The sequence below is a fragment of the Solibacillus sp. FSL K6-1781 genome (assembly GCF_038630735.1).
GTDB lineage: Bacteria > Bacillota > Bacilli > Bacillales_A > Planococcaceae > Solibacillus > Solibacillus silvestris.
In genome coordinates this window covers 1942821-1958161 of the sequence record NZ_CP152038.1, presented here as the reverse complement: position 1 = coordinate 1958161, position 15341 = coordinate 1942821, and the positions used below count along the sequence as shown (strand labels likewise).

General features: G+C 38.9%; 11 protein-coding genes and 1 riboswitch. Of the genes, 5 read left to right on the top strand and 6 right to left on the bottom strand.

Annotated elements, in window-relative coordinates; translation table 11 throughout:
* Both MHH37_RS09670 and MHH37_RS09665 read right to left on the bottom strand, forming a co-directional pair.
* Positions 1–2952, bottom strand: coding sequence for an amino acid adenylation domain-containing protein (locus MHH37_RS09670; protein ID WP_342576083.1), 2952 nt, complete (start codon positions 2950–2952; stop codon positions 1–3).
* Between the two features lie 78 nt (positions 2953–3030).
* Positions 3031–4776, bottom strand: a complete 1746-nt coding sequence (locus tag MHH37_RS09665; RefSeq protein WP_342576082.1) for a methyl-accepting chemotaxis protein — start codon at positions 4774–4776, stop codon at positions 3031–3033.
* 737 nt (positions 4777–5513) lie between these two features.
* Here MHH37_RS09665 and MHH37_RS09660 point away from each other — a divergent pair.
* Positions 5514–5654 carry a hypothetical protein gene (locus tag MHH37_RS09660; protein WP_014823877.1) on the top strand — a complete coding sequence of 47 codons (141 nt, stop codon included), beginning with the start codon at positions 5514–5516 and terminating at the stop codon, positions 5652–5654.
* Between the two features lie 223 nt (positions 5655–5877).
* Here MHH37_RS09660 and parC read toward each other — a convergent pair whose 3' ends face one another.
* Both parC and parE read right to left on the bottom strand, forming a co-directional pair.
* Positions 5878–8307, bottom strand: coding sequence for a DNA topoisomerase IV subunit A (parC, locus tag MHH37_RS09655; RefSeq protein ID WP_342576080.1), 2430 nt, complete (start codon positions 8305–8307; stop codon positions 5878–5880).
* A complete protein-coding gene (gene parE, locus MHH37_RS09650) occupies positions 8307–10280 on the bottom strand; it encodes a DNA topoisomerase IV subunit B (RefSeq protein WP_342576078.1) in 1974 nt (657 codons plus the stop codon). The genes parC and parE overlap by 1 nt, the downstream gene beginning before the upstream one ends.
* Before the next feature lie 304 nt (positions 10281–10584).
* Here parE and plsY point away from each other — a divergent pair, with 304 nt between their 5' ends.
* The 4 genes from plsY (at position 10585) to MHH37_RS09630 (ending at position 13266) form a co-directional block, all read left to right on the top strand.
* Entirely contained in the window at positions 10585–11187 is a 603-nt protein-coding gene (gene plsY / locus MHH37_RS09645; protein ID WP_087617255.1) for a glycerol-3-phosphate 1-O-acyltransferase PlsY, read from the top strand.
* A gap of 121 nt (positions 11188–11308) precedes the next feature.
* Positions 11309–11599, top strand: coding sequence for a HesB/YadR/YfhF family protein (locus tag MHH37_RS09640; protein ID WP_008408787.1), 291 nt, complete (start codon positions 11309–11311; stop codon positions 11597–11599).
* Positions 11600–11745: 146 nt separating this feature from the next.
* Positions 11746–12372: a YitT family protein gene (locus tag MHH37_RS09635; RefSeq protein ID WP_342576239.1), complete on the top strand. Its 627-nt coding sequence runs from the start codon at positions 11746–11748 to the stop codon at positions 12370–12372.
* Between the two features lie 123 nt (positions 12373–12495).
* Entirely contained in the window at positions 12496–13266 is a 771-nt protein-coding gene (locus MHH37_RS09630) for an ABC transporter ATP-binding protein (protein ID WP_342576076.1), read from the top strand.
* A 50-nt stretch (positions 13267–13316) separates the two neighbouring features.
* Here the strand turns inward: MHH37_RS09630 and metA are convergent, their stop codons facing one another.
* A complete protein-coding gene (gene metA / locus MHH37_RS09625) occupies positions 13317–14258 on the bottom strand; it encodes a homoserine O-succinyltransferase (RefSeq protein ID WP_342576075.1) in 942 nt (313 codons plus the stop codon).
* Positions 14259–14413: 155 nt separating this feature from the next.
* Positions 14414–14521: riboswitch (SAM riboswitch) on the bottom strand.
* A 72-nt stretch (positions 14522–14593) separates the two neighbouring features.
* A complete protein-coding gene (locus tag MHH37_RS09620) occupies positions 14594–15337 on the bottom strand; it encodes a nucleoside-diphosphate sugar epimerase (RefSeq protein ID WP_342576074.1) in 744 nt (247 codons plus the stop codon).
* Positions 15338–15341: the final 4 nt, after the last annotated feature.

The following is a 15341-nucleotide window of genomic DNA, read 5'->3' as shown; positions in this document are numbered from 1 at the left end:
TTAAGCCATAACTGCTTCTTTAATAAAACCGACTGCAATAGCATGGTTAATTAATTTACCGATGTACTCTTTATTCAATACAGGAATGTTTGTAAGCTCGAGTACCTGCATCGTGTTATTGCTGTCATAGACAGCGTTTGAATCGTTTGCACCGTCACCGTCAAGTTGAGCAACCGCTAAGTTTTTAACTTCCTCGCTCATTTCGTCACTTAGAATATAGGCGTTGTATTCTTCTTGTTCAATCATTGTAATATCGAAGTCTAAATCATTTAAAACGGCGATTAATTCTTCAAAGGTAATTGGGTTTGGATGGCTTACATGATACACTCGCTGAGAATTATCTGTTTTAAGTACGGAATTTACAACTACTTCGCATGCAAAGTCAATTGGTGTGAAATCCACTTTCCATAATACTTTCGGAGCCTTCTTGCCTAGAATCATTAGTTTTAACATACGGTAAAAGGCATTTGCGTCAATATTGCTTTGGAATTTCCCATCACTATAACGACCTACTAAATTCCCCATACGGTAAACAAAAACTTGTTTGTTTTCTTTAGCCTTGTCTAATATCCACTTTTCCGCAATCATCTTAGTATCCGTGTACACACTTTCTACGGATAAACCTTCTGGCATTTCAGTAGTCCCTTCTAATAAACCCCATTTTCCTTCTGCCAGTAAATCTTCAACAACACCAACAGTCGAAATATGGTGGAATACGATTGCTGGGTTTACATTTACTAATTCAAAGATATTTTGCGTACCTTGTACATTGATTTTTTCGAAATGCTCTCGATCCCCAAAGTGACGTACATCAGCCGCACTATGAATAATAGCATCAATGCGTGCTGCTAAGTCCTTAAATTCTTCTTCTTTTAATCCTAAATACTTTTCAGTTAAATCACCTTTTAATACAAGGATATTAGAAGAAACCTCTTTGTTGAAGAAATATTTCACTGTATCGCTTACACGCTTAACTGCATCTTTTCCACGTACAAGCAAAATCACTCTTTTTCCTTCCTGTACAAGCTTGTCGGCAATGTGACTGCCAAGGAAGCCGGTAGCACCCGTTACAAGCACTGTTTCAACTTCAGGTAATCTTTCAGTAACAGCCATTTTCGGATATTCAGTAAGCTGGGTAAATTCCTTTTTAAACTCACGAGCACCTAACATCGCATCGGCTTGCACCTTAGCCGCTAAATTTTCAACTGTTTTTAAATCGAAGAAATCTTTAATAGAAATTGTGCTATATTTTGCTTTTAATTTTGATAAAATCGCAATAATTTTTAATGAGTGACCACCAATATCAAATAAATCGTCCGTTACACCGATGTTTTCTAATTCCAAAACGGCTTTCCATGCAGCTAAAATATCTGCTTCAATCTCATTTCGCGGTTCTACAATCTCACCTGTTTTAAGCAATACGACTGGATCTGCTTCAAGCAGCTCTAACTTTTTACGGTCTGCTTTACCAGTAGGCGCAAAAGGAATATCCTTGATTTGTTTAAGTTTCGATGGAATCATATAGCTTGGTAATGTTACTTTTAAATTTTCAACAATAGAATTGAACGCTAACTCTTCATCCGATGTGAAGAACCCTTTTAATGTTTTTTCGCCGTCTATAACTTCAACGACGACTACTGCATCATTAATTCCGTCAATTTCATTCATTCGTGTTTCAATTTCAGCGATTTCAATACGATGGCCGCGAATTTTGACTTGCGTATCTTTTCGAGAAACAAATTCAATATTACCGTCAGCCAGGCGTTTTACTAAATCGCCTGATTTATACAGCATTCCGCCATAAATATTCTCGTCAAAAGGATTTTTAATAAATGCCTCTTCTGTTTTTTCCTTATTATTTAAATAGCCTAAAGAAATCCCTTCCGAAGCAATCCAAAGTTCTCCTACTTCATCTGTTTCACAGACTTTTCCTTCTTCACTGACTACATAAAGTTTTGTACCCGGTAAATCATCACCAATCGGCACACTAAATACAGCCTCAGACAAGTTGTTTGGCACTTCATAACACGTTACGATCGCTGTAGTTTCTGTTGGTCCATATAAATTAAAGAAACGAATTTGTTCCCCGATGCTTGACTTGAACTTTCGAGCTAAATCACCTGTTAATAATTCACCTGCAACACCTACGATTTTTACACCTTTGAAAATGTCTAAATTTCGCTCGTTCACATAGTTTACAATGCGATTAAAGAATACGGTTGGAATCGCCGGGATAATAGAAATGTTCTCACGTTGGATTACTGATAAAAAACCTTCTTCTGACATACGCTCCGCGTCGTCAATCAAGTACAATGTGGCACCGCTATATAAAGAGGCAAACGTATCTAAAATGGAAGCATCGAAGCTGTATGTAGCAAACTGCATAATAATATCTTCATTTGTTATCGACCATTCTTTTAACATGTAGTCCATTAAATTAATTACGCCGCGCTGACGGATTAAAGTTCCTTTCGGATTGCCCGTCGTTCCGGAAGTATAAATAACGTATGCTAAATCGTCAATATCATCATCTGTGAACTCGATATTTACGTGTTCTAAATTTTTAAGGTTCTCCATTAACAAGAAATTCGTATTTTCTGTTACCATCCCTTGGATGCTATTTAAAAGATTTCCGCTTGTGATAATGTTCGATGATTTTGTATCGTTAATAATGTACTTGTTACGCTCTACCGGATGTGTAGGATCAAGTGGTACATACACACCGCCCGCTTTAATAATCCCTAAGATTGAGATGACTGTTTCCATACTGCGCTTCAAGTAAATGCTGACAAATTCCCCTTTCTGCAAACCATTTTCTTTTAAATGGTTGGCAATTTTATTTGATTCTTCGTTTAGTTCTTTATATGTAATTGTTTTTTGGCCTTCTTTAATAGCTGCTGAATCGCTGAAACGCGCAACTACACTCTTAAACTCTTTTAAAATGGTATTCATTATGTTTTTCTCTCCTTGACCGCTGTAAAAGTTATTTATTTTGAACAGGGGATTCTTTGAAGAATCCCCTGTTTGTTTTTACTTATTGTATTGGCTAACTATATCTTCCAAGTGCTCAGAAGTATTAATTAACTTCTCTGACATACCGCCGATTGTACCTAGAGCCGTTTGCTGATCTTCAATGTTTTCAACAATACCCTCGTAGCCTTCTAAAATTTCTTTGGCATTAGAAGAAAGAGTAACCATCATAGCGGTTGTTTCTTCTACACCTGCCGATATTTCTTCTGCCGACCCTGAGACCGATTGTAATTTAGCTGAAATATCATTGTTGAAATTAAGAATTTTATTAAACATTTCACTTGTTTCTACAGTTAATTCCTTACCTGCTGAAACTTCCTTTTGAATGCTAGACATAACCGTTTCAGTTTCTCGAACCGATGTGCGTACCCGATTCACTAATTCTCGAATGTCTTCTGTAGATTGCGCGGATTGTTCAGATAGCTGTTTAACTTCTTGAGCCACTACCGCAAACCCTTTACCATGTTCGCCAGCTCTTGCGGCTTCAATACTTGCATTTAATGCAAGTAAATTTGTATTACTTGAAATTGAATTAATTACAGTTAAAATAGAGCCGATTTCGTCAGATAGTTGTACTAAAGTTTGAATCGTTCTATTCGATTCCTCAACATCCACATTAATGGATTCCATTTGATTTGAAACTTTATCTGTTAACTCTTTGCCGTTTTCAGTAAATGACATTACTTCCTCAGAATATCTATAAACATCAGACACGTTTGTTGCAATATCCTGTACTTGCTTAGACATATCCTCCATAGAAAATGCTGCTTCTTCAATTGAGGTTTCTTGACCTTTTAAAGTTACTTGCATGCTGTTTACTGAGTTCGTAATTTTTTCCGATGATTCGTACGTCGCTTTGAACGAACTTTCTAAGTCCATAGCACCTGCTTTCAGGCTGGATGCTGAATCACTTACCCCGCTTACCGTGTTATTCAGGGATCCGATCATGTTGTTGAAGCTCGCGTTGACTGTACCTAATTCATCTGTACCTTCTGGTAAATCTGATTTCAAGTCACCATTGCTTGCTTTATTAATACCAACCAATAGGAATTGCAGTGGCTTTAATTGCTTTTTGATAACAAAATACTGAGCAAAAATAAATAGAACAAGTAATACCGCTAAAACAAGAAGCGACATTTTCAATAAATCCATTTGGCCTTTATTGATACTAGATGCATCTACATCAATTGCATAGTAAGCAAACAGCTCATTATTACTATCAAAGATTGGATACATAAATGTTAACCATGTACCAAAATCATCGCTGTATACTTCAGTAAATTGCGGTTCATTGGTTTCCTTTAACTTTTTAAGTCCCTCCACTACTAAGCCCGGTTGTTCATACATATCACCAACGACCATCCCCTCAGAAGAGAAGGCTTCCCATAATTCTGAATCAAAAGAAATTAATGATGTTTCATTGCCATTCGCACCGCTTAATTCAGTGCCAAAAATATAACCATGTGATACAGAAGGATTGTATTCGCTCATTTTATCGAACATATCTGTATATTCCACATGTGTTTTACTTGTGATATCCGGGTTTTTCGTTAAGTCTGCAATATCCGAGCCTTCCATTTGCTCATACCATGATTCTGAAATGGCTTTTGTTTGGCTTCTTAACTGATCCTTTAAAAGGCTACCTTGGATAAAATAACTAACTCCAATTAAAAAAATGCTAATCAGTATAATCCCTGAAACCGTTGATAGCATGCTCCGTTTAAAGAACGTCATATTTTTGAACATAATAAACTCCTCATTTTTTATTTTGAGTTGCCTTTAATCTGATACATATGTAAGTTACTATATTAGTAAATTTCCGGCTGATTTCTCACCCAAAAATTAAATTCCCATTTGACCTATAATATCGACTTTAAAACACAACTCAAGATAGTATTTGCAACTTAGAAACTATATCATTAAACCTACTAAAATTCGAGTGTAATAAGTCATTTGAATCAATGTGAATTTATATTGTTTTTATAATCGATGGGTATAAATGCTTATTGAGTAGCCAACCGTTATTATATATATATAACTTACCGAATATGATTACAGCGGTTATTTTAAAAAACGAATAGAACCAATTGACCATGGCTATGTTTTCTGAACAGATCGGAACGATGTAAATGGAGCTAGCTGAATTGTTGATACATACTGGTTGACACTAGTGGGTGTTCTTAGCTTCCTAAAACGTCCAGTATGTCGTCCAGTTTACATGAAAGAATGCTTTACATTTATAGGTGGGTTTTACGGTCGGTGCGTTAAAGCAAAAAAGTATCCTCTTACCATCTACAAAAGTGGACTTATGTAAAAACTTCCGTAATAAAAAAAAGCGTCAAAATCCGCAGAATTTCTTGCCGGTTTTTGACGCTTTTTTTATATAATTTTCTATTAAAAACAGTAATATTCTCTTCAATATTTCATGGTACAATAGAAAAGCAGCATCCAGCTGACTCCTTTTGTAAAGGAGGTGTACTACTGTGTCTTATCCATCACGCAAAGAAAAGGCTAAGGCTGTTTCGGAAAAAAAGCGTAACGAAAAACTCGCCATTTTTCGCTATGTGACTGATCTTTTTCGTCTAGTCGATACAATTTATCGTTTTTTCCGAATGATGCTGTAAAAAATTTATTTTCACCACTTAGACTCGCCATCTAGGTGGTGTTTTTAATTTCAACAATCAAAAAGGGTAAATAAAAAAGCGATTGGGGGCCACCCAACCGCTCTGTACTACTGTAGATCCATCACGCATGAATCTTACTAACTTCATTGTATGAAAGTATGCCTTCCATGTCAATGAATTACTTTTATCTTATGTTTAGATTCCAGCTAATATACATGAATCCCTACTCTGTCTTCTCCACATAGGCGCGGCTAATTGCCCCATCGCCATCTGTATCAATCCGCAGTGAACCGTTTGAATAACGGTCCGCTCTCGTTAAGGATGTCACAGAGATCGTTTCCTGTACACCTTTTTCTGTCTCAATAGTAAACGTATTTCTAAAGTTGACAACTAAAATTGTAAAAATTCGGTGCGGGTTCGATTTCAACTCTTTTAAAATGACGACGCCGCGTTTTGCACGGTTGCCTAGTTCAAGTTCCGATAATAACATTCGTTTGACGGCACCGCGCTGTGTTACGATAACGAGCTCTTGTTCCTGATCCGGTTTTAACAATGCAACCGCCGCAAGATACTCGCCCTCTTTAACAATAATTCCTTTAACTCCTGCCGTTTTTACCCCTGTTACCGGAAGATCTTCCATAGGGAAACGAATTGTATAGCTCGTGTTCGTAGAAAGCAATACTTCTTCCTGATCTGTAACAAGGCGGGCAAAAATCATCTCGTCTTCACCTTTTAAATTCATTGTCTTAATCGGTTTCGAATAACGAGTGACGATATAATCGGCGAGTGCCGAACGCTTAATTTGCCCCTCTTTTGTAGCCGTAAATACATACACATTCGGCTGATCGAACGTTTCAATACCGATGACTTCGATAATTTCTTCGTTTGAATCGATTGGCACAATACTTGAAATATGCTGTCCGAGATCTTTCCAGCGAATATCAGGCAGCTCATGGACCGGCTGGTAAATATAGTGCCCTTTACTCGTAAACAGGAGTAAATGATGTTGCGTATTTAAGTTAGCTTCGTACAGCAAGTAATCGGAATCCTTCATCGCAAAATCTTTGCCGTTTGAAGCACTATGTGAACGAAGGCTTGTCCGTTTTACATAGCCGTCCTTTGTCACGGTTACGACAACTTCTTCACTCGGCACCAATACATCGCGCGTTACTTTAATCTCTTCGATTTCTGCTTCGATTGTTGAAAGACGAGGTACTGTAAAGCGTTTTTTAATGTCGTTCAATTCAGATTTAATAACACGGATCAATTTCTTTTCATCCTCTAAAATGGCTTTCAGTTTCACAACAAGCTCATGTAACTCATCTTGTTCTTTTTGCAGTTGCGTAATGTCGGTATTCGTTAACCGGTAAAGTTGAAGGCTGACAATCGCTTCTGCCTGTTCTTCCGAAAAGCCGAATTTCTCGATAATGTTATTTTTCGCATCACGTTTATCTTTTGAAGCACGGATTGTTTCAATCACTTCATCTAAAATAGATAGGGCCTTCATCAGACCTTCAACGATATGTAAGCGATCTTCTGCACGCGTCAAGTCATACTGGGATCTGCGGCGCACAATTTCCTTTTGGTGATCAATATACGCATCCAACATAAGCGGCAGTGTCATCATCATTGGACGACGGTTATGAATCGCAATCATATTGAAGTTATACGAAACTTGCAAATCTGTTGATTTTAATAGAAAGTTTAAAATCCCTTGTGCAGGTACATCTTTTTTCAGCTCCACAACAATTCGTAAACCATTACGGTCCGATTCATCGCGAATTTCGGAAATGCCGTCTAAACGGCGGTCATTTACACGCAACTCATCCATTTTACGAATCATGTTGGCCTTATTTACTTCAAATGGAATTTCTGTAATGATAATTTGCTCTTTATTGCCTTTTAGCTGTTCAATTTCTGTGCGTGAACGGACAATAATTTTCCCTTTTCCTGTTTCGTACGCTTTTTTAATGCCGTCAACACCTTGAATAATACCGCCTGTCGGAAAATCGGGACCTTTAATAACGGTCATCAGTTCATCGACTGTACAGTTTTTGTTATCCAGACGCATTAAAACCGCATCAAGTGCTTCCTGCAAATTATGTGGCGGAATATCCGTCGCATAACCAGCCGAAATCCCTGTTGCGCCGTTAACTAACAGATTTGGGAATCGAGATGGCAATACAGTAGGTTCCATATCCTGATCATCAAAGTTCGGGACAAATTCTACTGTATTTTTGTTAATATCACGTAACAGTTCAGCGGCAATTGCAGATAGACGCGCTTCCGTATAACGCATTGCGGCTGGCGGGTCCCCATCGACAGAACCGTTGTTACCATGCATTTCTACCAGCATATGACGGCTTTTCCAGTCCTGACTCATACGGACCATTGCATCATACACCGAAGTATCTCCGTGCGGGTGATAGTTACCGATTACATTTCCGACTGTTTTTGCCGATTTACGGAACGGTTTGTCAAAAGTATTACCTTCATGGAACATCGCATACAATATACGACGCTGAACAGGTTTTAGCCCGTCACGTGTATCAGGTAATGCACGGTCTTGAATAATATATTTGGAATAGCGACCAAAACGGTCACCCATTACTTCTTCTAATGGCAAATCTTGAAATTTTTCTACAAAACTCATTATTCGTTAACCTCCTCATGCTGGATGAATTCATTTTCTAAAATGCTTGCATCCTCTTCCATGCCGAAGTTGACGTTTGATTCAATCCATTTACGGCGGGGCTCTACTTTATCGCCCATCAATGTTGTAATACGACGTTCTGCACGAGCACCATCTTCAATTTTAACGCGGATTAATGTACGTGTTTCGGGATTCATCGTTGTATCCCAAAGCTGGTCGGCATTCATCTCACCTAACCCTTTATAGCGCTGAATAATATAGCCTTTGCCGATTTTTTTCGTAGCTGCACTCAGCTCCTGTTCTGTCCAAGCATACATAAGCTCCTGCTTTTTGCCGGATCCTTTTGATACTTTATAAAGAGGCGGCAACGCAATATATACTTTTCCTGCTTCGATGAGCGGGCGCATATAACGGTAGAAGAATGTCAGCAATAATACTTGGATGTGAGCACCATCTGTATCGGCATCGGTCATAATGACAACTTTATCGTAAGCGGCATCTTCCACCGAAAAATCAGCTCCGACACCGGAACCGATCGTATGGATAATCGTTGCGATTTCTTCATTTTTCATAATGTCCTGCAATTTTGCCTTTTCGGTATTGATGACTTTACCGCGCAATGGCAAAATCGCCTGGAACGTCCGGTCACGACCTTGCTTAGCCGAACCACCCGCAGAATCACCCTCTACTAGGTATAATTCATTTCTTGAAGCATTTTTCGACTGTGCAGGTGTCAACTTACCAGACAGAAGAGTACTTGATTTTTTCTTTTTCCCATTACGGGCATCATCACGTGCTTTACGTGCTGCTTCACGCACTTGTTGGGCACGAATTGCTTTACGCACTAAAGAAGCCGACAGCTCGGCATTTTCTTCAAGCACATACATTAATTGTTCTGAAACAACGGTATCAACGGCTGAACGAGCTTCAGATGTACCAAGCTTTCCTTTTGTCTGACCTTCAAATTGCAGCAGATTTTCAGGAATACGTACAGAAACAATTGCTGTCAGGCCTTCACGAATATCGGTACCTTCCAGATTTTTATCTTTTTCTTTCAGTAACCCGATTTTGCGGGCGTATTCATTAAATACACGTGTCAGAGCTGTTTTGGCACCTGTTTCATGTGTACCTCCATCACGAGTACGAACATTGTTGACGAACGATAAAATTGTTTCGGAATAGCCGTCGTTAAATTGCAGTGCGAACTCCACTTCAATTTCTTGAATTGTGCCTTCTACATATTTAACCGGATGTAATACGTCTTTTTCTTCGTTTAAGTATGTGACGAACGCTTCAATCCCGTTTTCATAATAGAAAATTTCATGCTGTCCTTCTCCACGGGCATCGATCAGTTCAATTTTTAATCCTTTTAATAAAAATGCAGATTCACGTAAGCGCTCTGCCAATGTATCATAATTATATTTAATGACAGAAAAAATCGATGGATCCGGCAGGAAATGTACGAGTGTTCCAGTTTCCTTCGTTTTCCCGATCATATCAAGCGATGTCGCCGGTTTCCCGCCTTGCTCAAAGCGCTGGCGATAAATTTGGTTATCACGGTAAATCGTTACTTCCAAAAATGATGATAAGGCGTTTACAACAGATGAACCAACACCATGTAAACCACCACTTGTTTTATAGCCGCCTTGCCCAAACTTTCCGCCTGCATGAAGGACGGTGAAAATAATTTCCGGGGTTGGTTTACCCATTTTATGCATACCTGTTGGCATACCACGACCATGGTCACGCACGCTAATACTGTTATCTTCATGAATCTTCACGATGATATGATTTCCATATCCAGCAAGCGCTTCATCCACTGCATTGTCTACAATTTCATACACTAAGTGGTGAAGACCTCGACTATCTGTAGAACCAATATACATCCCTGGTCTTTTGCGTACGGCTTCTAAACCTTCTAATACTTGAATGGCATCTTCATTATATGAAATACCGGTTTGGTTTTTTACCAAATGTAATCCCCTCCAAAAATACAAACAAACGTTCTATTTACTACCTAATCGTACGCTCAAATATGCATGATGTCAATGTTTAAAGGTACTGATTTAGGCTTTGCAAAGATTAATTGTATCATCAAAAACGAACGTTTAAAAGCATATCCTTTAGCAGCAAACAATAAAATGTAACTTTTTCCCTGTTTTTTTACGATGGATGAAAAAATAATACCTCTTTCCTTCTATTAAAAAACATTGTAAAATATTCGATACATACTATTAGTACCAAGTAGTAATTCTGAATTCGAAAGGAGCACAACACTTGATCAACGCGTTAATTATTATTTGTGCTTATTTAATCGGTTCCATTCCATCAGCTTTGTGGATTGGCAAGATTTTTTACAAAACGGACATTCGACAACAAGGCAGCGGCAATCTAGGAACGACCAATACATTTAGGGTATTAGGTAAAAAACCGGGTATTGCCGTATTGCTTATTGATATATTAAAAGGAACGGCTGCGGTATTGCTACCGTTATTGCCGTTTTTTGCAGACAGCACTGTCCACCCGCTATTCTTGGGTGTGATTGCAGCAGCAGGCCATATGTTCCCGATTTTCGCAAGCTTCCGTGGAGGGAAAGCGGTTGCTACAAGCGGCGGTGTTATTTTAGGCTATAATTTACCGTTATTTTTAATTTTAATCATCGTATTTGTCATCGCCTTAAAGTTAACTAAGATGGTGAGCTTGTCATCTATGATTGTATCCGCTGCGGCCGTTATTTATGTAATTGTTCATTGGATGCTGACAGGTGAATATGCATTACTCATTTTAGTTGTCGTTTTGGCAGGCTTTATTTTTTACCGTCACCGTGAAAATATTAAGCGGATTAAAGCCGGTACTGAACCCAAAATTAAAGGATTTTAAACTGTAGGCTGAAGGGGTTTCCTTTCAGTCTTTTTTTGTCTGGACATATCTTTTGAAATTCAGAACGCGAGCTTTGTAAGTTTTTTTTATTTACTGCATAATGACAGTAGAGGTGAAATATATGGAAATCAAACTATCAGAAAAAGCACTCAATTGGTTTAAACAAGAGATGGAAGTAGAAAAAGGCGATTTTATTCGCTTTTATGCACGATATGGAGGTTCTTCACCTTTTCATGAAGGTTTTTCGTTAGGGATGACCCGGGAACAGCCGCATGAAATAGGCGTTGAAACAGTTGTTGAAGGCATTCATTATTATATCGAAAAATCCGATGAATGGTTTTTTAATGAACATCATTTAGTTGTAGATGTCGACAATTCGTCCGATGAATTGCGCTATTCATATGAAAATTAAATGCTCATATTCCCTATTCTAATCGGGTCTATTTGCAGCTCAAAAAGTTCAAATGTTTCGAATTTATAGTAAATCCATTTTTGCCGATTCAATCGTTATAATGAGTAAGGATTATATCGAGGATTGATGAGGGATTACATGTGAAAGTGAAACAGGAATTTTATTGGCGCTGCGTATTTTTTATTGCAGGCATCATTGTTTTATCATTAGGCGTCGCATTGACGATCAAAGGACAAATACTGGGAGTTGGGTCATGGGATGTCCTTCATGTCGGACTACAAAAAAGCTTGGGCTTGACGGTCGGTATGTGGTCCATTATTTTGGGCTTGCTTATTCTGGCTGTTGATACGTTTTTCACAAAAAGATTGCCAAAAGCCGGGACTTATTTGGACATGTTCCTGACAGGGATTTTTATTGATATATTTTTAATTGTCTTACCGGATGCAAATACGCTATTAGAACAAACATTGGCGTTTGTTGTTGGCGTTGTTCTGCTGGGCTTTGGCTGCGGGATGTATATGGTTGCAAATCTCGGTGTAGGGCCTCGTGACACGTTAATGCTGCTGTTGGTGCATCGCCTCGGCTGGAGTGTCAACCGCGCACGTACAACGATGGAAGTAACGGTTGCTGTATTAGGTTTTGTATTGGGCGGACCAGTCGGAATCGGTACCGTCTTTATGGCATTCGGCTTAGGACCTGTCGTACAATGGGCATTAAAATGGAACGGAAAGCTGTTCCACCGCGCAGCAGGTGTCGAAAGTGTTGTTATATAAATAATAGGAGAGCAAGCATTCTACGTTTGCTTTCTTTTTTTTCACTCGAATTGTTACAATTTTCAAAAAATACTTCCGTTCAATTGGAAAAGAGTGCATAGTAGTAAGTGGAGGTGTTTTTAAATGATACATATTGAAAATATCCATTTATATCGCAATGATAAAAAGATTTTAAATGATTTAAGCTGGCATGTACAAAAAGGACAGCATTGGGCGATTTTAGGGTTAAACGGATCCGGTAAAACAACCTTGCTAAAAGTAATTAACGGCTATATTTGGCCAAATGAAGGAAAAGTCCAGGTGCTCGGTGAAACCTACGGCAAGACGTATATACCGAAGCTTCGAACGCGGATCGGCTGGGTGAGCAATGCGATGATCGATAACTTCAATTGGCAGGATAATGCGATTGAAATCGTGCTCAGCGGAAAGTTCGGTGCCCTTCGTCTATTCAACGATGTGACGGAAGAAGAAATTGATCTTGCCGTTTCTATTATGAAACATTTTCACTGTGACCATTTAGCGAATAAATCATTTGAGCATTTGTCTCAAGGTGAACGGCAGCGTGTTCAAATAGCAAGGGCCATTATGGCGGATCCGGAAATTTTAATATTGGATGAGCCATGTGGCGGTCTGGACTTAATCGAACGGGAAAACTTGCTGCAAACAATAGAACAGATTGCACAAGCAGAAAATGGCCCTACCCTAATGTACGTGACGCATCATGTAGAAGAAATACTTCCTTGTTTTAGCCATGTGCTTCTGATGAAAGACGGAAAAAATGTGGAAGCCAGTGCACGGGAAGTTGTTTTAACAGACGAATTATTAAGCGATTTCTTCGGGCGGGAAATTAGTTTGCAGATCGAACGCGAACGTGCCTGGGTCGCAATTAAATAAAACGAACCAGCAGGAGTCCATCTCTTGCTGGTTCGTTTCATTTATAAGCATTAAATATGATATTCAATATTTTCATCGACGTAATGCCATTCATACGGCGTTTCTTGATATACGTAGTAGTTCAGCCAGTTGTAGAACAACAGGTGCGAATGGGCACGCCAAACATTTTTCGGTGCCTGCAACGGATCGTTATTCGGGAAATAGTTGATCGGCATTTCCGTATTGTCCGGATCCTTCTCAATATCGCGGAAGTACTCATCTGATAGTGTCGTTGCATCATATTCCAGATGCCCGGTAATCATAATATGTTTATTGTTTTTCGATTGAACAATAAACACCCCTGCGTCATCCGAATAGCTTAGTAGACGCAAGTCAGGATGTGCCCGCACTTCATCAATCGAAACCGACGTATGACGTGAATGCGGTGCCACATATTCATCGCTGAAGCCCCGCACTAAATCTACTGTTAAATCCGTAATCACATGGGAATAGACACCGGAGCATTTTTTCGGCAATTCGAACTTTCCAATACCAAAATGGTGGTACAGGGCAGCTTGGGCGCCCCAACATATATACATGATTGAAGTGACATGTTCATTTGCCCAATCCATAACATGCGTGATTTCATTCCAGTAGCCTACCTCTTCAAAATCCATTTTCTCTACTGGCGCACCGGTAATGATCAGTCCATCAAAACGACGATGCTTTACTTGGTCGAATGTTCGATAAAATGTATCTAAATGTGATTTGGAAACATTTTTTGATTCGTATGTAGCCGTGTTTAAAAATGTCACATCCACCTGTAATGGTGTATTACCTAGTAAGCGCAGCAATTGCAGCTCGGTTTTTTCTTTTTCAGGCATTAAATTAAACACTAAAATATTTAACGGTCGAATTTGTTGCGTTTTCGCACGGTCTTCCTCCATAACGAAAATCTTCTCTTTTCTAAGCAGCTCTCCCGCCGGTAAATGTTTCGGGATATTAATCGGCATTCCACTTTCCCCCTCATAAACTTTTCAACAATCTTTTAATAATCTGTGGTTTTCAGGCAATGCATTGTTTTATGAATGAAACAAACTGTTCCAGAACAATATAAAAAGCCCCTCTCATTCCAGCAAAACAGAAATGAGAGGGGCCTTTTTACCCGTTCTTATCTGCCAAGGTTCACACCTTGCTGGAAGTAGCACCTTTCTAGTTGAACTAGAGGTTGCTGAAGCATCATAAGGCCAAGTCCCTCCGCTTCTCTTGATAAGACTATTAAATTGTCATTAGTGTATCATGTACTTTATAATTTTGCAATAATTCTAAAAATATTATTTCGCGCTTACTACAGCTGTTCTTTTTCTATATTGAATAACATTGTCTCCAGCTGTTCATCCCATACACGTGTCAATGTATTGTATACCCGCATAAAATGTCTGTTTTCCTTTTGATCGAAAAGCAAAAAACATAGGACCGGTATATCATTAATCTGGATCGATTCCGTCGAAACAACACTTGTAATATAATGCGGTACTTCATTTTCCGCAACCGGTTGTTCGGATAGTTGCTGCTGAATGAATTCTATCAGCACCGCTTCTTCAATTGCTTCGATTTCTTCCGTTTCGATTGTCGGGAAAGGCTCCGGAAACTCCTCCAAATCCGCAAATTCCTCCAGATCGCCCTCCAATGGCTGTTCATGAATCGGGCTGTATTGAATAAAATAGCTTGTTTCTTCAAGTTCCTCTTCAAAAATGCCCGATTCCAGCTGAGCCTTCCCCTTAGCAGTTAGTGCAAATTCCTGTTCCTTCACAATCATACCCAGTCGTAACATTTTATTCGTCAAATCATGAATAAATAACGGTTCCACTAACAAAATTTCGGCTAATAACTCAACATTTTTTAGCTTTGCCTTCTCAAATGAAATGAGCATCATCTTCATTAAAATATCCATCGCATTGCGTATCACCGGATGATATTTTACTTCCAATGTGTGAATCGGAATGGCATATTGCATTTGCTTTTTTATTTCAATGGACGGGTTTTGGATGAGTTCTTTCTGCAGCTGTAGAACTGTACTTTGTAAATCCATTCAA

Bases quoted from the DNA above. Each gene is read 5' to 3' on its own strand.
- MHH37_RS09670 (WP_342576083.1), bottom strand. From the start codon at position 2,952: ATGAATACCATTTTAAAAGAGTTTAAGAGTGTAGTTGCGCGTTTCAGC.
- MHH37_RS09665 (WP_342576082.1), bottom strand. From the start codon at position 4,776: ATGTTCAAAAATATGACGTTCTTTAAACGGAGCATGCTATCAACGGTT.
- parC (WP_342576080.1), bottom strand. From the start codon at position 8,307: ATGAGTTTTGTAGAAAAATTTCAAGATTTGCCATTAGAAGAAGTAATG.
- MHH37_RS09640 (WP_008408787.1), top strand. From the start codon at position 11,309: ATGGAAATCAAACTATCAGAAAAAGCACTCAATTGGTTTAAACAAGAG.
- MHH37_RS09630 (WP_342576076.1), top strand. From the start codon at position 12,496: ATGATACATATTGAAAATATCCATTTATATCGCAATGATAAAAAGATT.
- metA (WP_342576075.1), bottom strand. From the start codon at position 14,258: ATGCCGATTAATATCCCGAAACATTTACCGGCGGGAGAGCTGCTTAGA.
- MHH37_RS09620 (WP_342576074.1), bottom strand. From the start codon at position 15,337: ATGGATTTACAAAGTACAGTTCTACAGCTGCAGAAAGAACTCATCCAA.